This is a genomic window from Nonomuraea rubra, from assembly GCF_014207985.1.
Taxonomy (GTDB): domain Bacteria; phylum Actinomycetota; class Actinomycetes; order Streptosporangiales; family Streptosporangiaceae; genus Nonomuraea; species Nonomuraea rubra.
Map to the genome: position 1 here is coordinate 12,077,943 of NZ_JACHMI010000001.1, position 18,114 is coordinate 12,096,056.

The window sequence follows — 18,114 nt, forward strand, 5'->3', positions numbered from 1 at the left end:
ACCTATTGCAGGGCGAGCGCTTATCGTGGATCGGTGCGCCCTGAATCGCCTGTCTGTCCGTCCCTGGTCGCCTGGGGCAACGCGTGGCTGTCCGGCCACGTGGGGCTCGACGAGGCGGCTGACCACGTGGAAGCCGTCGGCGGGCCCGCCGTCGCGGGCGACGTGCCCCTGCGTAAATACCTCGCAAACCTGCGCGCCGAAGGTCTGAGCGAGCTGCGGCTGGCCCTGCCCGCGCCCGGAGACCCGCTCGGGCTGTCCGGCCCGCCGCCGTTCAACTCGGCCGCCGTGGACGCCGGCCAGGCGGCCATCGCCGTGCTCGCCGAGCGCAACCTCGGTCTCGTGCCCCACCCCGACCGGCGCGGGTCCTCCTATGTCGGGGTACGGCTGGAGGTGCACGACGCCGGGCCCGTCCGCCACGACCTGCCGTCGCTGGCCGAGGCCGAGCGGGAGCTGTCCGGCGCGATGAGCGCCGCCATCGAGGCCCTGTCGTCGGTCGACGGTCCAGCGCAGGACCGTCCCGAGGGGCCGGCGCGCGGCGGGGAGCTCGCGCCCGGCTACCCGGGGCGGGCCCACCGGGTCTCCGCCCTGGCCACGCGGCTGGCGGTGGTGCTGCGCGTGGCCGACGAGCGGGGGCTCACCTCGGGGCAGGTCGCCGTACGCGGCGCCGCGCTGCGCGAGCTCGACCGTGCGGTACGCCGCGCGGTCGTGGCGGCGCACCACGCGATCTTCGAGCCCGTCAGGAACCCGTAGCGTCGTCCGCGGACTTCCAGAGCCTGACCAGCTTGTCCTTGCCGGCGGAGACGACGGCCACTCCCTTGTCCATGGGGACGATGCCGACGGCGTACACGCCGCTCTTGTGGGCCTTGACCGGTTTGCCGAGCGCCTTGCGGGTCTCCGGGTCCCAGAGGCGGATGGTGCCGTCGGTGCCGCCCGACAGCAGCACGGTCCGGTCGCTCATGGTGCCGAAGGACAGCGAGTAGACGATCTTCTTGTGGCCGGACATGGTGCCGATCGTCTTGCCGCTCTTCGCATCCCAGAGCCGGATTTTTCCGTCTTTACCGCCCGATGCCACGACCGTCTTGCCGTCCACCTTCGCCAGCGCGACCGAGTACACGCCCTTCGTGTGGCCCTTGTACGTCTTGCCGTACTGCTTGCGCGACGACATGTCCCACAGGCGCAGCGTCTCGTCCTCGCTCGCGGAGACCGCCACCGCGCGGTCGCCGATGTGGGTGGCGCTGAGCCAGTTCACCGGCTTGCGGTGGGCCCTGATCATCTTGCCCGTCGCCTTGCGCTTGCTCAGGTCCCAGAACTTCAGGTAGCCGTTGGCGTCGCCGGTCACCGCCACGTACCTGCCCTTGACCTTCGTCAGCGCGACGGCGTAGACGGCGTCGCCGTGCCAGCCGAGGACCTTGCCCTTGCGGGTCTTGAGGTTCCACAGGCGGACGCTGCCGTCGTAGCCGCCGGAGACGGCCATCGGGGTCTTGCCCATCATCACGCAGGCGACCGCGTACACCTCCTCGCTGTGGCCCCTCATCGTGGCCAGGGACTTGTGCCCGGCCAGGTCCCACAGGCGTACCCGGCCGTCCTGGCCGCCCGTGACCAGCCACGTCTTGTCGCCCGTACGGACGGCGGAGAGCGTCTGCACGCCCTTGGTGTGGCCCTTGAGCGACTTGCCGTCCTGTTTGCCCAGGACCGGGACCGCCGCCTGCTCCACCTCGGCCGGAGTCCCGGTCGGGGTGGGGGTCACGGGCGTCGGCGTCACCGCGGTGGGGGTGGGGGTCGGCGGCGCCGTCGTGAGGGTCGTGGGGGTCATCGGCGTGATGGACGTGGTCACCTGCGCCACCGTCCCGCCGCCGCCGTCGCCTGTGCCGAACATCCGGGGGCCGAAGTACAGGATGCCGCCGGCCAGGGTCAGCGCGGCCACCAGCGTTACCGACACCAGCGCCGCCCGCCGGCGCCTGGCCCTGACCTCGTCGGGCTTCTCCTCGGCGGGGGCGTGCTTGAAGAACGCGTCGTTCCCGTCTCCTGCCCGCTCACCGGGCCTGTCCCCGTGTCCGCCCCCGTGTCCGCCCTCAGGTCCGTCCCCGCGCCCGTCCCCGCGCTGATCATGCGATGACGCCCGGAACGCCGCCTCCCACTCCGCGCCCCGGCCGCCCCGCGGCAGCCCCTGCCCGGGCACGGGCCCGGGCACGGGCACGGGCACCGGCCCGGCCGACGGCGCACGAGACGGCTCGGGCTCGCCCAGCGGCACCCGCCCCTGCCCCTGCCCGACCGCGCCCGCCTGGCCGCCCTGTGGCGACGGTGCGTGCGGTTGCCCGTGCCCGGCTGGCGGCACATGGCCACCGGGCGGCGCGTGCCCCGCTCGCGGCGCGTCACCGTGCGTCGCGCCCGCCCATCCAGCGGTCTGACCACCCTGCGGCGCCCGGCCATGCGGCCCGGCGGCCGGCGGGTGCGGCGAGCCGGCCCCGGGCGCTGCGGGCGACCCAGCGGGCGGACCCTGTGGCGCAGGCCGGTGAGGCGGGTGTCCAGCCGGCGCGCTCCGCGGCGGCGCGGGCGGGTAGCCGCCGGGCGGGCCCTGAGGCGGCGCAGGCGGGTAGCCGCCGGGCGGGCCCTGAGGTGGCGGGTAGCCGTCGCCTGATGGGCTGACCCACCCCGTGGGGCTGACCCAGCCCGAACCGGCAGCCCCTGACGCGGGTGGCCGGCTGTCCGGCGCGGCCCAGCCAGGACCGGCCGCCCCACTCCCAGCACCCGCCACGCCACCTACCGCGCCTGGACCTGCGCCCGGCGAAGCCACACCGGAGCCCGCACCGGGCGTGCCCACGCCGGGACCTTCGCCCGGCGAGCCCACGCCGCCTGCGCTGGGCGTGCCCATGCCCGGACCTGCACCAGCCGAGCCCACGCCGGAGCCCGCACCAGCCGAGCCCACGCCGGAGCCCGCACCGGGCGAAGCCGGGCCGGGGCCCGCGGCGGGGGCGTCCGGGGTGCCCCAGGCGGGGGCAGGGGGGCGGCTCTGTTCGGCGGCGACCTGGGAGCCCGTGGTCAGGGCGACCTCGTCGTCCGCCCCCGGCTCCTCCCCCTGGTTCTCCAGCAGCGAGAACAGCACCTCGGCCGCCGACGGCCGGTCCTCGGCCCGCTTGCTCAGGCACGCCTGCACGATGGGCCGCAGGTCGTCCGGCAGCACCGACAGGTCGGGCTCCTCGTTCATCACCCGGTAGATGACCGCCGGCAGGCTGTCCTGGCCGAACGCGGGCCGCCCGGTGGCCGCGTACATCATCGTCAGTGCCCAGCTGAACAGGTCGCTGGCCGGCCCCACCCGCTCGGCCGAGATCTGCTCGGGCGACATGTACGCCGGAGTCCCCACGACCCCGCTGCTGATCGTCATCGCCGAGTCGAGCGCCCGCGCGATGCCGAAGTCGATCACCCTGGGCCCGTCGGTCCCGAGCAGCACGTTGCTCGGCTTGAAGTCCCTGTGGACGATGCCCGCGCGGTGGATCGCGGCCAGCGCGGTCACCGTGCCGACGGCCAGGCGGTAGAGGGCGCCGCCCGCACGGGGCCCCTCCCGCTGCACCACCACCTGCAGCGACACCCCGTCGACCAGCTCGCTCACGATGTAGGGGTGCTCCCCGTCCATGTTCGCCCCGAGCACCTGGGCCGTGCAGAACTGGGCGACCCGGCGCGCGGCGGCCACCTCGCGCAGGAACCGCTCGGAGTCGAGGCCGGGTTTGTCCAGCCGGGTGTTCAGCAGCTTGATCGCCACGAGCCGCCCGTCCGGCGACTCGGCCTTGTAGACGATTCCCTGCGCACCCTTGCCCAGACGCCCGAGTAACCGGTATTCGCCCAGCGAAACCGGATCACTGGACTGTAAGGGGTGCGTTTCCGGCACCTGGTCCTCCCCCTTGTGCGTGACCCCGCCCAACAAGCGTGATGAGCCTATGGAGAAGCCCGCAAGCCATCCCAGGTCACGAAAGATCATCGCTCTTTGCGAAAGATTTGCCCTACGCAATAATCATGGAGATGATCGGGGATTTCCAGCACCGTACGGGGAGCCGTCACATGCGTAGAAGCTTCAGCCTGTTCTTAGCCGGCGGACTGGCCGCCGCATCCCTGACCATGCCCGGCCAGGCCGGCGCCGCCGCGACGACGACCGTCACCCGGACCGCGGGGATCGCCGTCGCGCCGTACTCGAACTTCAAGATCACCGCCAAATGGTCCAAGACCACCAAGCGCGGCGGAAAGATCATGTATTACCTCCGGGCCAAGAACCTCGGCCCGCACTACGCCGACCTGTACTACATCGGCGGCCAGCTGCCCAAGGGCGTCAAGCCCACCCTGCGCTGGGGCGGCCCCAAGGGCACCAAGTGCGACTGGGAGGGCCAGTGGTTCTGGTGCTGGGGCCCGCTGGCGCTGGAGAAGGGCGAGACCGACTGGCTGAACTTCCAGCTCACGCTCAAGAGCAGCACCAAGGGCACGGCCACCGCGCGCATCGGCGTGCTCTCGTTCGACGTGGACCAGGGCATGGAGAACATGAGCGAGGCAGAGCTCAAGCGCCTGGGCGTCGAGCACCACTACGACCTCAAGACGGTCAAGACGAAGATCGTCAGCCCGCCGCGCAACCCGGGCAGGAGCTGGACGCCGCCGCCTCCGGTCAAGGACTACAACCCGCCCGCCAGCCACGAGGAGTCGAACAAGAAGAAGGACACGTAAGCGTCCTTCAGCCCAGGCCGTGCCGTACCGCGTACAGCGCGGCCTGGGTGCGGTCCTGCACACCCAGCTTCATCAGCACGTTGGAGACGTGCGTCTTGACCGTCTTCTCCGCCACGGCCAGGCTCCGCGCGATCTCCCTGTTGGAGCGGCCCGCCGCGATGAGCGCGAGCACCTCGCGCTCGCGCTCGGTCAGCGGCACCGGCGCGGGGACGGCCGCGTCCGCGGCGGTGGCCAGCATCGCCTCCGCCGCCTCGGGGGCCAGCAGCACCTGCCCGCCGTGCACGGCGCGTACGGCCTGGACGAGCGCGGTCGGATCGACGTCCTTGTAGAGGAACCCGGCGGCCCCCGCCCGCATCGCGGGGCCCACGTCGGACGGGTCGCTCACCGAGGTCAGCACCACGATCCTGGTCGCCCGGCCCGACAGCCGTTCCAGGGCGCCGAGCCCGTCCATCACCGGCATCTTCAGGTCGAGCAGCAGCACGTCGGGCGACAGCTCCCCGACCAGCTCGACGGCCTGCGCCCCGTCGCCCGCCTCGCCGACGACCGTGATGTCGTCCTGCAGGTCGAGGAACGTCCGCAGCCCCTGCCGCACCACCGGATGATCATCGGCGATCAGCACCCGGATCACACGCTCACCTCCACGCGTACGGTGGTCCCGATCCCGGGCACCGACTCCACCGACAGCTCGCCCCCGACCGCCTCGGCCCTGTCGCGCATCGACGCCAGGCCCAGCCCGCGCGACTCCGCCTGCTCGAACCCGTCGCCGTCGTCGCGCACGACCAGCTCCAGCCTGCCCCCGGCGTACGACAGACGCACCGACACCGTCTCGGCCCGCGAGTGCCGCAGCGCGTTGTGCAGCGCCTCCTGCGCCACCCGCAGCACCGCCACCTCGACCGGCGAGCCGAGCGGCGGCAGCTCGGCGCACTCGAACGTGACCACGGCCGGATGCAGCCGGTCGAGCAGGCGTACGTGCTTGCGCAGCGTCTCGGACAGCCCGTGGCGGTCGAGCTCGGCGGGGCGCAGCTCGACGATCACCGCGCGCAGCTCGGACAGGGCCTCGCCGGCCAGCCGCTGGACCCGTTCGAGCTCGGCGGCGGCCTTGTCGGGGGCCTTGTCCAGCATGGCGCCGGCGGCCTGTGCGGACAGGCGCAGCGAGAACAGCTTCTGGGTGACGGCGTCGTGCAGCTCCCTGGCCATCCGGTTGCGCTCCTCCAGCATGGCCAGCTCGCGCCCGCGCTCGTACAGCCTGGCGTTGGTCAGCGCGATCGCGGCGTGCGCGGCGAACAACGTGAGCAGCTCCTGGTCCTCCTGGGAGAAGCCGCCGCCGGTGCGCTTGTTGGCCAGGAAGATGATGCCGAGCACCTGCTCGCCGTCGCGGATCGGCACCCCGAGGAAGTCCTTCATCACCGGGTGCGCCTTCGGCCACCACTCGAACCTCGGGTCCTTGCGCAGGTCGGGCAGCCTGACGGGGGTGCCGTCACGGAGCATGGCGCCGAGCATGCCGTGCTGCCTGGGCAGCGGCCCGATCGCGTCCCACTGCTTGTCGGTCAGGCCCTCGGCGACGAACTCGGCGAACGACCCGTCCTCGTCGGGCACGCCGAGGGCTGCGTAGCGGGCGTCGAGCAGCCGCTGCGCGGAGCGTACGATGACCTGCAGCACCTCGCGGACCGACAGGTGGCGGGTGACCGCGAGCACCGCGGAGCTCACCGCCTGCAGGATCTCGTCTCGGTCGGAGGGCACGGCCCCACTCTAAGGTCCTAGGACGATGTGCCGAGGCCCGCACCGGCCCTGCGCCCGATGTCAGGCGCGCGTCGCGTTCCTACCGTCGAGTACATGACGAACACCGCGATTATCACCGGCGCCTCCCGCGGACTCGGGCTCGCCCTGGCCAGAGTGCTGGCCGGCGCGGGCTGGAACCTCGTGCTCACCGCTCGCGGGGCGCGCGACCTGGAACGGGCCGCCGACGAGCTCGGCGCGACCGCGATCCCGGGCGACGTGACGGACCCCGCGCACGTCCGGCGGCTGGCGGAGGCGGCGCCCGAGCTGGACCTGCTGGTCAACAACGCCAGCGACCTGGGCGTGACGCCGCTGCCGCCGCTGGCGATCTACCCGCTGGAGGCGTTCAGGACGCTGCTGGAGACGAACGTGACGGCTCCGCTCGCGCTCGTCCAGGCCACGCTGCCGGCGCTGCGCGCGTCCCGCGGCGCGATCGTGAACATCACCTCCGACGCCGCGACCGGCGCGTACGAGGGCTGGGGCGGCTACGGCGCCACCAAGGCCGCGCTGGAGCAGCTCTCCAACGTGCTGTCCGCCGAGGAGCCCGAGCTGCGCGTCTGGTGGGCCGACCCGGGCGAGATGAACACCCGCATGCTCGCCGACGCCGTGGGCGCCGAGGAGGCCGCGGCCGCCGCGGACCCCGCCAAGGTGGCGGCGGCGCTGCACGACCTGGTCGCCTCCCGCCCGGCGAGCGGGAAAGTGAGCCTGCAATGACCGCCGCGCTGGACTTCTCGCTGCCGCCCGGCCTGTCGGCGAACGAGCCGCCGGAGGCGAGGGGCATGCCCAGGGACGCGGTTCGCCTCATGGTCTCGCGGGGCGAGGCCGAGCCGTCCCATCACCACTTCAGCGACCTGCCCGGCCTGCTGGACCCCGGCGACCTGATCGTGGTGAACAACTCGGCGACCCTGCCCGCGGCCGTCCGGCTGGACCGCCTGGCCGTGCACTTCTCGACCGTCAGGCCGGACGGCACGTGGCTGGTGGAGCTGCGCCGCCGTACGGGCAAGGGGTCGGAGCCGTACGGCGGCGGCGAGCCCGGCGAGTGGCTGCCGATGCCGGGACGGGCCACGTTGCGGCTGGTCGGGCGGGAGACGCCGCGGCTGTGGCGGGCGGTGCTCGACCAGGACGTGGAGGCGTACCTGCGGGTGCACGGGGTGCCGATCCGCTACTCGTACGTGGAGCGGGACTGGCCGATCGAGGCGTACCAGACCGTGTTCGCGACCGTGCCGGGGAGCGCGGAGATGCCGAGCGCGGCGCGGCCGTTCACGGTGGAGCTGGTGACGGCGCTGGTGGCGCGGGGGATCGGGATCGCGCCGATCACGCTGCACACGGGGGTGGCGTCGGCCGAGAAGGACGAGCCGCCCTACGCCGAGCGGTACGAGGTGCCGGCCTCCACGGCCCGGCTGGTGAACCTGACCAGGGAGAACGGCGGGCGCGTGGTCGCGGCGGGCACCACGGTCGTGCGGGCCCTGGAGACGGCCGCGGGCGCCGACGGGCGGGTCGCCGCGTCGGAGGGCTGGACCGGGCACATCGTCACGCCCGAGGCCGGGGTGCGGGCGGTCACGGGGTTGATCACCGGGCTGCACGAGCCGCGGTCCAGCCATCTGCTGATGCTGACGGCGATCGCGGGGGAGGCGGCGCTGGGGCGGGCATACCACGAAGCGTTGCGAAAGGGATATCTGTGGCACGAGTTCGGCGACACACACCTGATTCTGAAGTAATACACTTTACGAAGATTTTGCGTTTGTGATAGGAAAAGCCGACATTTACGGGGGCCTGGTTGTGTGACGTCCCCGTGTCCCTTCGTAACGGAGACGTGAATGCGAAACTCCCTGCTCAAGGGTGCCGCGCTGGCTATTGCGGCCGGCGCCCTGCTCCTCCCGGCCGTTCCCGCCGCGGCCACCACCACCGTCACGACGGCCGCCACCGCGGCCGTTGAGCCGTTCTCCACCTTCGACGTCAAGGTGAAGGCGTCCAAGACGGTCAAGGCCGGCGGAAAGATCACTTACACGATTCACGCCGTGAACAAGGGCCCGCACTACGCGGACTCCTGGTTCGTCGGCGGCGAGTTCCCCAAGGGCGTCGACCTGCGTCGGATCGAGTACTGGGCGGAAAAGGGCACCGAGTGCTTCCTCGACGGGCGTGCCTTCTACTGCTTCATCCCCAGGGTCGTTGAGAAGGACGAGGCCGTCAGCATGCGCTTCGTCGCGAAGACCACGAAGAAGGCCAAGGGCACCCAGACGGCGACGCTCGGCGTGGTCACCTACAACGTCGACCAGGGCATGGAGAACATGTCCAAGGAGGAGCTGGACCGGCTCGGCGTCCCCGAGTTCGCCTTCGCCAAGACGGTCAAGACCAAGGTCGTCCGCTAGGCGTTCGCCCTCCGCGCCCGGGCCCGAATGCTCGACCTGCTTCGCGAGCATCGGACCGGGCGCAGTACCGTGGCTGGATGTGGACCAGCGCACCCTCCTGATCACACTGACCGGCCCTGACCGCCCGGGCGTCACCTCGCGTCTTTTCTCTGTCCTGTCGCGCTTTCCGGTGACGGTCGCCGACATCGAGCAGGTCGTCATCCGAGGCCGGCTCACGCTCGGCGTGCTCGTCGCGTACGCGGGCGGCCCCTCGACCGGCACGGGCACCACCCTCGGCGCCATGTGGACCGCCGTCGAACGCGTGGCCGAGGACCTCGGCATGGAGGTGGAGCTCTCCACCGGATCGCAGGCCAAGGAGCAGCGCCGCCGCGGCCGCCTGTCGGTCAGCGTGCTCGGCGCCACCCTGCAGCCCGCCGCCATCGCGGGCATCGCCGGCCGCATCGCCGCAGCCGGCGCGAACATCGACCGCATCGAACGCCTCGCCCAGTGGCCCGTCACCTGCATCGAGCTGTCCGTCTCCGGCGCCGATCCCGACGCGCTGCGCGTGGAGCTGGCCGCCGAGGCCGCCGCGCAGGAGGTGGACGTGGCCGTACAGCGCACCGGCCTGTCCCGCCGCGCCAAGCGCCTCATCGTCATGGACGTCGACTCGACCCTCATCCAGGGCGAGGTCATCGAGCTGCTCGCGGCGCACGCCGGCTGCCTGGAGGAGGTCGCCAGGGTCACCGAGGAGGCCATGCGCGGCGAGCTCGACTTCGCCGAGTCGCTGCGCCGCCGCGTCGCCCTGCTCGAAGGGCTGCCCGCCGAGGTGTTCGAGCACGTACGCAAGGAGGTCGTGCTCACCCCCGGCGCCCGTACGCTGGTGCGCACGCTCAAGCGGCTCGACTACCGCTTCGCCATCGTCAGCGGCGGCTTCACGCAGATCACCGACGGGCTGGTCGAGGAGCTCGGCATCGACTACTCCGCCGCGAACGTGCTCGAAGTCGTCGACGGCCGCCTGACCGGACGCGTCGTCGGCGAGATCGTCGACCGGCCCGGCAAGGCCCGGGCGCTGGAGCGCTTCGCGCGCGAGGCCAAGCTGCCGATCTCGCAGACGGTCGCCATCGGCGACGGCGCCAACGACCTCGACATGATCGCCGCCGCCGGGCTCGGCATCGCGTTCAACGCCAAGCCCGTGGTCCGGCAGGCGGCCGACACCGCGGTCAACACGCCGTACCTCGACTCGATCCTCTACCTGCTGGGGATCTCCAGGGACGAGGTGGAGGCCGCGGACGCCGAGGACGGCGTGCTCACGGCTCTTTAGGGTCCCACCTGGTGACGAGACTCCCCTGGCCCGGCCAGAGGTCCTCCCACGGGGGCTCCACCCGGATGACCGCGAACGCCCCCGGCCTGAACACGTACTCGCCGCCGGCCAGGGCCAGCGCGAGCTCGTGCACGCCGGGGTTGTGGCCGCACAGCACGACGGTGCTCAGGCCGGGGTCGGTGCGGCGGACCAGCTCCAGCAGCTCCTCGGGGTAGGCCTCGTAGATCTCGCGCTCGTAGCTGATCTCCGCCTCGGGGAAGGCGAGCTCGGCGGTGCGCCTGGTCCTGACCGCGGGCGAGCAGAGCACCACGTCGGGCTCCAGACCGGCCGCCCTGATCTCGTCACCCGCCCGCTTGGCGTCCCGCTCGCCCCGGTCCGTCAGGGGGCGCTCGCGGTCGGCCAGGCCCGGGAGCTGGGCGGCTTTCGCGTGGCGGAGCACGATCAACGTACGCACGGAGTTCATCCCGTCCTCGAGGCCCAGACGGACAGGGCGATGATCAGGGCGAGAATGCCGATCATCGCCAGGAGAATCAGGCCCAGGGTCTTCCCGCCGCTGGGCCGGTTTTCATCGTTCACGCGCCCAGTTTCCCACTGGGGTGGGCGAGGTCCCGTTTCCGGGTCTGTATGGCCACGCGGTCTTCCCGAGCGCTTCGGGGCTTGGCATGGAGCCGCGCCCGTCCCCCGCTCGGGAGGGACGGGCGCGGTCGTCCTGCCGCTACCGACCGGGTGTGCCCGCTACGACGCGACGGGCTCCGGGTCGCGGTCGTTGTTGTTGTCGCTGGCCGGCTCGTTGGTCACCGAACGCCGCTTGGACACGATGATCGCGCCGACCACCACGGCCACCGCCACCACCGTGACACCGATGCGCAGCGCCGGGTTGCCCGCGTACAGCACCACGGCGGGCGCCACCAGCAGCGCCACCAGGTTCATCACCTTGATCAGCGGGTTGATGGCCGGACCGGCGGTGTCCTTGAACGGGTCGCCGACCGTGTCGCCGATGACCGTGGCCGCGTGCGCCTCGGAGCCCTTGCCGCCGTGGTGACCGTCCTCGACGAGCTTCTTGGCGTTGTCCCAGGCGCCGCCGGAGTTGGCCAGGAAGACGGCCATCAGGGTGCCGCAGGCGATGGCGCCGGCCAGGAACGCGCCCAGCGGCGCGTACCCCAGCGCGAACCCGACCGCGATCGGCGTCATGACCGCCAGGAGGCCCGGCGTGGCCAGCTCGCGGAGCGAGTCGCGGGTGCAGATGTCCACGACGCGGCCGTACTCGGGCTTCTGGGTGCCGTCCATGATGCCGGGGTTGTTGCGGAACTGGTCGCGTACCTCGAAGACCACCCGCATCGCGGCCCGTCCGACCGCCATGATCGCCAGGCCGGAGAACAGGAACACGACCGCGGCGCCGACGATCAGGCCGACCAGGACGTTCGGCTGGTCGATGCTGAGCGAGAAGGTCGAGAAGCTGCCCAGGGCCTCCTTGACCGCCGTCGTGGCCGTGGCCAGCTCGCCCTCCACCGCCGTGCGGAACGCGCCGAACAGCGCCGTGGCCGCCAGGACGGCCGTGGCGATGGCGATGCCCTTGGTGATGGCCTTGGTGGTGTTGCCCACGGCGTCGAGGCTGGTCAGCACGCGGGCGCCCTCGCCCTCGACGTCGCCGGACATCTCCGCGATGCCCTGGGCGTTGTCGGAGACGGGGCCGAAGGTGTCCATGGACACGATGACGCCGACCGTGGTCAGCAGACCGGTGCCCGCCAGGGCCACCGCGAACAGCGCGACCGTCACGTTGCCGAAGCCGAGCAGGAACGCGCCGTAGACGGCGCCGCCGATGATCAGCGCCGAGTAGACCGCCGACTCCAGGCCGACGCTGATGCCGGCCAGGATGACGGTGGCGGGGCCGGTGGCCGAGCTCTCGCCGATCTCCCTGACCGGGCGGCGAGTGGTCTCGGTGAAGTACCCGGTGAGCAACTGGATGGCGCTGGCCAGCACCAGGCCGATCAGGACCGCGCCGATCGCGATCAGCCGCGGGTCGCCCTCGAAGCCGGTGATGGTGGAGCCGGTCAGGCCGCTGAAGCTGCTCGGCAGGTACCAGAACGCCGCCGCCGTCACCAGCACCGCCGAGATGGCGGCCGAGATGAAGAAGCTGCGGTTGATCGCGGCCATGCCGCTGCGGTCGCGGTCGCGCAGCCTGGTGACGAAGATGCCGATGATCGCCGTGATCACACCGATCATCGGGACGATGAGGGGGAAGACCAGCCCCTCCTCGCCGAAGGCCGCCCGGCCCAGGATGAGGCTCGCGACGAGCATGACCGCGTACGACTCGAACAGGTCGGCCGCCATGCCGGCGCAGTCGCCGACGTTGTCGCCCACGTTGTCGGCGATGGTGGCGGCGTTGCGCGGGTCGTCCTCGGGGATGCCCTGCTCGACCTTGCCGACGAGGTCGGCGCCCACGTCGGCGGCCTTGGTGAAGATGCCGCCGCCGACTCGCATGAACATCGCCAGCAGCGCCGCGCCGAACCCGAACCCTTCGAGCACGCCGGGCGCGTTGCCCTGGTAGACGAACACCACCACGGCCGCGCCGAACAGGCCGAGGCCCACGGTGAACATCCCGGCCACACCACCGGTGCGGAACGCGATGCGCATGGCGAGCTTCTCCCCGGACTCCCGGGCCGCGGCGGCGACGCGGACGTTTCCGCGCACGGCCAGCCACATGCCCATGAACCCGGTCAGCGCGGAGAACACCGCGCCGACGACGAAGAAGAGGGAGCGCCCGACGCGTACGTCGGTTTCTCCAGGTAGCAGCAGCAAAAGGAAGGGAATCACGACGACGAAGATCGCCAACGTGCGGAACTGACGCGCGAGGTATGCGGCGGCGCCCTCTTGCACGGCGCGCGCGATGTTCTGCATTCGTTCGGTGCCCTGGCCGGCGGCCAGCACTTCGCGTACCAGGCCGCCTGCTACGGCCAGCGCGATGAGTGCGACCGCGGCGACCACGATCACGATGGTGAGATTGTTTCCGCTCAGGGCCAGATTGGACGCTGGCTCCGCTGCCAGCATGTGCCTGCTCATCGTTCTCCTCGGCAAGACCGGTCGTCCTGCCCGGGCGGTGCTGCAGTTTTCCTCGGCGGGTGTTGCGGCACCATCCGGGTTGTGGGTGCCGCTTCCGGTTGAATCCGCGTTCCTCTGGATCACCTTGGCCGGTGCCGGGAGTCTACGCAGGCACTCAGCGGATATGAAGGCTCTGGCGGTCGCTAATTGTGCGAGTGTCTAGTAATCCCCTGCCTGGGACCCGGTTTGGGATCTGACAAGTGGAATTTCCCCGGGTTACGGTCAGAGCAAGGGAGGGATACGGGCGGACCGTAATTGGGTTTGGAGGTGGCATGGTTTGGGGGCTGGGGAGGGTTTTGGGGGTGGATGGGCGGGAAGGGAGGAGAGGGATTGGGTGGGTGACGTGCGGTGTTCTGCGCTTGAGTGTGGTTGCGCTCGGGTCGTCGGCCCGCGTCCTCTCGGTGCGTGCGCGTTTTGGGCGTACGCATGTTTGTGCTGCCCGCTTACGCTCTTTGCGGCGTGAATCACGCACCATGAATCACCCGAGCGCCGTAAGTCACGTACTGATGCGACGTTGATCACTAGCGTGCCGTCACTCACTCGCACTGCACGGCGATCGCCGCGCGCGTAGGGTGCCCCGCCCCACTTTCATCCGCCTCGCTGGACGACCAGCGCCCGCGCACGACGTACCTGCGTGCGCCGCCCCGCCCACGCAGGACCCGCGCTCAGGAGAGCACGCCCGTGCATGCATGACCGCACACCGCGGCCTTCCCGACGCCGCGGCCTTCCCGACGCCGCGGCCTTCCCGACGCCGCGGCCTTCCCGACGCCGCGTTCTTCCCGACGCCGCGCTGGACACGCCGGGAAGAACGCGGGACACCACATGACCGGCACGGGCCGAGGACCCTGGACGCTTGTGACCAGAACACGCCCGGCACACGCGCGCCCAAGGGGTGAGCCGAGACCGGACGCCGGGGTCAGACGCCGACAGCCGCCGGCCAGCTCATGCGAATATTCGTCCCCTTGGGACTGGGAAAGACCTGTACGTCGTCCGCCAAGCCCTCGATGACCGCGATGCCGAAGTTCGACATGAACGAGTCGGAGAGCATGCCCAGGTCAAGGGGCTGTTCTTGCTTGATCTCATCACTGGGGGCCTGGTCGCTGACCGTGACCTCGAAGCGCCCCGAGTCGTCACGCAGCTCGATGCGGATGGGCTCACCCGGACAGTGAGCGCGATGTGCCTCCACTGCCCGGGAACACGCCTCACCCACGGCGAGCCTGACCTCGTCCAGCAGGGACTCCTCCACGCCGGTGCGGCGAGCGATCGCCGTCGCCACCAGCCGGGCGGTCCGCACATGCGCGGGAAGGGCGCTGAACGTCAGCTCGACGGTAGCCATGCTACTTGTCTTTGCCGTGAGCTTCCTTGGCCTCGTCGACCGAAGCGTAGATCCCGAAGACCTTGGTCAGACCGGTGATCCGGAAGATCTTGAGGATGCGCTCCTGCGTGCAGACGAGCTCGAGGGAGCCGTCGTGCGCGCGTACCCGCTTGAGCCCCCCGACCAGGACACCGAGGCCCGTGGAGTCGAGGAAGTCGACCTTCTCCATGTTCACAAGAAGGTGGAAGTTGCCCTTGTTGACCAGGTCGATGAGGAGCTCACGCAATCTCGGCGCCGTGTAGACATCGATCTCACCCTCGACCTCCACGATGGTGAGTCGGTCTTCGGTGCGGTGATCCAACTTCAGATCCACAGATCCTCCAGCGCCTCGCCTGCGAAAGTACTCTTGCGGGCCTGGCAGTCTGGAGCGTGCCCCCAAACTGTCCGACCCTGACGCGCGGCATTCAACCACGCGCCTGGCTTGTGTCTATACGAAATCACGATTCCCGGCGACTTTGCCCCTCGATGCAAGACTGGAAACAGTGACTTCTACCGGATCCTCCCCACAACAGGCAGGTCCACTCCTCCACCACCTGCTTGGCGTTCCCGCACGTCATGAGCGTGTCACCCATGTGGAGCATGTTCCAGCACGTCAGGCGGGTCAAGTCCGCTGGCCCGAATGGACGCCTGAAGTACTTGTTACGCGCTTGGCGAACCGCGGGGTGACAGGACTCTGGCCTCACCAGTACGAGGCCGCCGACCTGGCACACCGTGGCCGAAACGTGATCATTTCCACGGGCACGGCCTCGGGCAAGTCCCTGGCGTACCTCACTCCGGCGATCGCCTCGTGTCTGGGCGGCGGCACCGTCCTCTACCTGACGCCCACCAAGGCCCTGGCCGCCGACCAGCTCCGCGGGCTGCGCGAACTGCGCATCACCCAGCTGCGCGCGGCCTGCTTCGACGGCGACACGCCGTTCGAGGAGCGCACCTGGGTACGCCAGCACGCCAACTACGTCCTGACGAACCCCGACATGCTGCACCGGAGCATCCTGCCCAGGCACGCGCAGTGGTCGACGTTCTTCCGGCGTCTGCGCATGGTCGTCGTGGACGAGTGCCACGGCTACCGCGGCGTCTTCGGCTCGCACGTCGCCCAGATCCTGCGCCGCCTGCGCCGCGCCTGCGCCCGCTACAACGCCCGGCCCACGTTCATGCTCGCCTCGGCCACGGCGAGCGAGCCGGGCGCGTTCGCGACGCGGCTGACGGGGCTTGAGATGGACGAGGTGACGGTGGACACCTCGCCCAAGGGCTCTACCACCATCGCGCTGTGGGAGCCGCCCCTGACGGAGCTCCGGGGCGAGGGAGGGGCTCCTGTACGGCGGACGGCCACGGCTGAGGCTGCGGACCTGCTGGCGGACCTCGTCCTGGCCGACGTACGCACGCTCGCCTTCGTCCGCTCCCGCCGCGGCGCCGAAACGGTCGCCCTCTCGGCCCGCGCCAAACTAGCCGACGTCGCCTTCTCCATCTCACCCCCCTTCCCCACCCCCCTCACCACCACAACACCACCCTCCACCCGAGCCACCTCCCCATCGCCGTCCACCCGAGCCACCTCCCCGTCGCCGTCCACCCGAGCCACCTCCCCATCGCCGTCCACCAAGGCAACATCCACTCCCACCCCGGAGCCGGAACCGTCGCCGTCGCCGTCGCCATCGGCGCCGTCGCAAACCGCCCCAACCGTCGCCCCCACTCACGGCCCCCTCACCTGGGCCCTGCCGGACGCCTCCGACCACGACCTCGCCGACCTCCCCAACAAGATCGCCGCCTACCGGGCCGGCTACCTCGCCGAAGACCGGAGGCTCCTTGAGAAGGCCCTCCGCGCCGGCACCATCATGGGCCTGGCCACCACGAACGCCCTCGAACTAGGCGTGGACGTCTCCGGCCTGGACGCCGTGCTGATCGCAGGCTGGCCGGGCACCCGCGCCTCCCTCTGGCAACAGGCGGGCCGGGCGGGCCGCGACGGCCAGGACGCGCTCGCCGTACTGATCGCCAGGGACGACCCGCTGGACACCTACCTCGTCCACCACCCCGAGGCCCTGTTCGGCCGGCCCGTGGAGGCGATCGTCCTCGACCCCGGCAACCCGTACGTCCTGGGCCCCCACCTCTGCGCCGCGGCCGCCGAGATCCCGCTCACCGAGGACGACCTGCCCATCTTCGGCGCCACCACGTCGAAGGTGCTCGACGACCTCGTCGCGCAGGGCCTGCTCAGAAGGCGCCCGGCAGGCTGGTTCTGGACCAGGCGGGAGCGCGCCACCGACCTCGCCGACATCCGAGGCGGCGGAGGCAACCCCATCCAGGTCGTGGAGTCGTCCACGGGCCGCCTCCTGGGCAGCGTGGACGAACCCTCGGCCCACACCACGGTCCACACCGGCGCGATCTACCTGCACCAGGGCGAGACGTTCCTCGTCGAGCTCCTGGACCTGGACGCCGGGGTGGCCCTGGTCACGAGCGCCAACCCGGACTACACCACGTTCGCCCGGGACATCACCGACATCTCCATCCTCTCCACCGAACGCTCCCAAGCCCTCGGCTCCGGCACCCTCCACTTCGGCGAGGTGGAGGTGACCCGCCAAGTCGTCTCCTACCTCAAGAGACGCCTCCAATCAGGCGAGATGCTCGGCGACGAGCCCTTGGAGCTGCCACCTCGCACCCTCCGCACCCGCGCCGTCTGGTGGACGCTCCCCGCCTCCGCGGTGGCCCCTCTCGCCGAAGCCGGCATCGACCTCGGCGGAGCCGCACACGCCGCCGAACACGCCTCGATCGGCCTGCTCCCCCTGTTCGCCACCTGCGACCGCTGGGACATCGGCGGCGTCTCCACGGAACTGCACGCCGACACGGGCCTGCTCACCGTCTTCGTGTACGACGGCCACGAGGGCGGCGCCGGCTTCGCCGAACGCGGCTACGCCCGCGCCACGGACTGGCTGACCGCCACCCGGGAAGCGATCATGTCCTGCGAATGCGAACGAGGCTGCCCGTCCTGCATCCAATCCCCCAAATGCGGCAACGGCAACGAGCCCTTGCACAAACGAGGCGCCATCCGCCTCCTCAACACACTGCTCGCATCACAATGATCGCCACATGTCTGAACCGGTCCGGGTCTCATGAAGGCCCGAGCAGACAAACAAGCCAAGCCCGCACGAGCACGCAACCTCAGAACACAAACCTGACGGCACATCCACATTGTCCGCGCGACAACTCTCCTGACCGAGCCCACCCGAGTTACGAATCTCCTGACCGAAGCCCATCCGAGTTACGAAATCAGCACCACACGGACCCTGCTACCAAGCGCACGTCAAGCTGTACACAGTGATCACTTACGCCCGAAATCCAGCCTGAGCCCCGCCACGCATCCCCAGCACGAGCTCCTACGGCCTTCGCACCTTCTACGCACTTCCCGACACTCGCGATGAATGCCTGAAAATCACGAGCAGCCGGACACCGGCATCACACACACCGACGGATCTCCGGACCGCCCCGGCGGTGGATGGTGCCGTCCA

General features: G+C 70.8%; 14 protein-coding genes. 7 read left to right on the forward strand and 7 right to left on the reverse strand.

What is annotated here, in order from left to right; genetic code table 11:
• Positions 1–33: 33 nt before the first annotated feature.
• On the forward strand, positions 34–750 hold the full coding sequence (locus HD593_RS55850) for a hypothetical protein (protein ID WP_312904386.1): 717 nt from the start codon (positions 34–36) through the stop codon (positions 748–750).
• Here the strand turns inward: HD593_RS55850 and HD593_RS55855 are convergent.
• On the reverse strand, positions 737–3,883 hold the full coding sequence (locus HD593_RS55855; protein ID WP_185110923.1) for a protein kinase domain-containing protein: 3,147 nt from the start codon (positions 3,881–3,883) through the stop codon (positions 737–739). The genes HD593_RS55850 and HD593_RS55855 overlap by 14 nt on opposite strands.
• A 170-nt stretch (positions 3,884–4,053) precedes the next feature.
• On the opposite strand from HD593_RS55855, the gene HD593_RS55860 reads away from it, so the two are divergent.
• The gene (locus tag HD593_RS55860; protein ID WP_185110924.1) at positions 4,054–4,704 is read left to right on the forward strand and encodes a hypothetical protein; all 651 of its coding nucleotides are present in this window, start codon (positions 4,054–4,056) and stop codon (positions 4,702–4,704) included.
• A 7-nt stretch (positions 4,705–4,711) separates the two neighbouring features.
• Here HD593_RS55860 and HD593_RS55865 read toward each other — a convergent pair whose 3' ends face one another.
• A complete protein-coding gene (locus tag HD593_RS55865) occupies positions 4,712–5,332 on the reverse strand; it encodes a response regulator transcription factor (RefSeq protein WP_312904387.1) in 621 nt (206 codons plus the stop codon).
• Positions 5,329–6,444, reverse strand: coding sequence for a GAF domain-containing sensor histidine kinase (locus HD593_RS55870; protein WP_312904388.1), 1,116 nt, complete (start codon positions 6,442–6,444; stop codon positions 5,329–5,331). The genes HD593_RS55865 and HD593_RS55870 overlap by 4 nt, the downstream gene beginning before the upstream one ends.
• Before the next feature lie 93 nt (positions 6,445–6,537).
• Here HD593_RS55870 and HD593_RS55875 point away from each other — a divergent pair, with 93 nt between their 5' ends.
• From HD593_RS55875 to serB, 4 genes are all read left to right on the forward strand, one after another.
• Positions 6,538–7,194 carry an SDR family oxidoreductase gene (locus tag HD593_RS55875; RefSeq protein ID WP_185110925.1) on the forward strand — a complete coding sequence of 219 codons (657 nt, stop codon included), beginning with the start codon at positions 6,538–6,540 and terminating at the stop codon, positions 7,192–7,194.
• On the forward strand, positions 7,191–8,198 hold the full coding sequence (locus HD593_RS55880) for an S-adenosylmethionine:tRNA ribosyltransferase-isomerase (RefSeq protein WP_185110926.1): 1,008 nt from the start codon (positions 7,191–7,193) through the stop codon (positions 8,196–8,198). Before HD593_RS55875 ends, HD593_RS55880 begins: the two co-directional genes overlap by 4 nt.
• Positions 8,199–8,297: 99 nt before the next feature.
• The gene (locus HD593_RS55885; protein WP_185110927.1) at positions 8,298–8,849 is read left to right on the forward strand and encodes a DUF11 domain-containing protein; all 552 of its coding nucleotides are present in this window, start codon (positions 8,298–8,300) and stop codon (positions 8,847–8,849) included.
• Positions 8,850–8,928: 79 nt separating this feature from the next.
• Positions 8,929–10,149: a phosphoserine phosphatase SerB gene (gene serB / locus HD593_RS55890; protein WP_185110928.1), complete on the forward strand. Its 1,221-nt coding sequence runs from the start codon at positions 8,929–8,931 to the stop codon at positions 10,147–10,149.
• Here serB and HD593_RS55895 read toward each other — a convergent pair.
• From HD593_RS55895 to HD593_RS55910, 4 genes are all read right to left on the reverse strand, one after another.
• A complete protein-coding gene (locus HD593_RS55895; protein WP_221525423.1) occupies positions 10,136–10,612 on the reverse strand; it encodes a SixA phosphatase family protein in 477 nt (158 codons plus the stop codon). The genes serB and HD593_RS55895 overlap by 14 nt on opposite strands.
• Before the next feature lie 272 nt (positions 10,613–10,884).
• Positions 10,885–13,209, reverse strand: coding sequence for a sodium-translocating pyrophosphatase (locus HD593_RS55900; protein ID WP_185110929.1), 2,325 nt, complete (start codon positions 13,207–13,209; stop codon positions 10,885–10,887).
• A 955-nt stretch (positions 13,210–14,164) separates the two neighbouring features.
• Complete coding sequence (locus tag HD593_RS55905) at positions 14,165–14,584, reverse strand: ATP-binding protein (protein WP_103956794.1); 420 nt, start codon at positions 14,582–14,584, stop codon at positions 14,165–14,167.
• A gap of 1 nt (position 14,585) precedes the next feature.
• On the reverse strand, positions 14,586–14,936 hold the full coding sequence (locus HD593_RS55910) for an STAS domain-containing protein (RefSeq protein ID WP_043629845.1): 351 nt from the start codon (positions 14,934–14,936) through the stop codon (positions 14,586–14,588).
• 409 nt (positions 14,937–15,345) lie between these two features.
• On the opposite strand from HD593_RS55910, the gene HD593_RS55915 reads away from it, so the two are divergent.
• On the forward strand, positions 15,346–17,688 hold the full coding sequence (locus tag HD593_RS55915; protein ID WP_312904389.1) for a DEAD/DEAH box helicase: 2,343 nt from the start codon (positions 15,346–15,348) through the stop codon (positions 17,686–17,688).
• Positions 17,689–18,114: the final 426 nt, after the last annotated feature.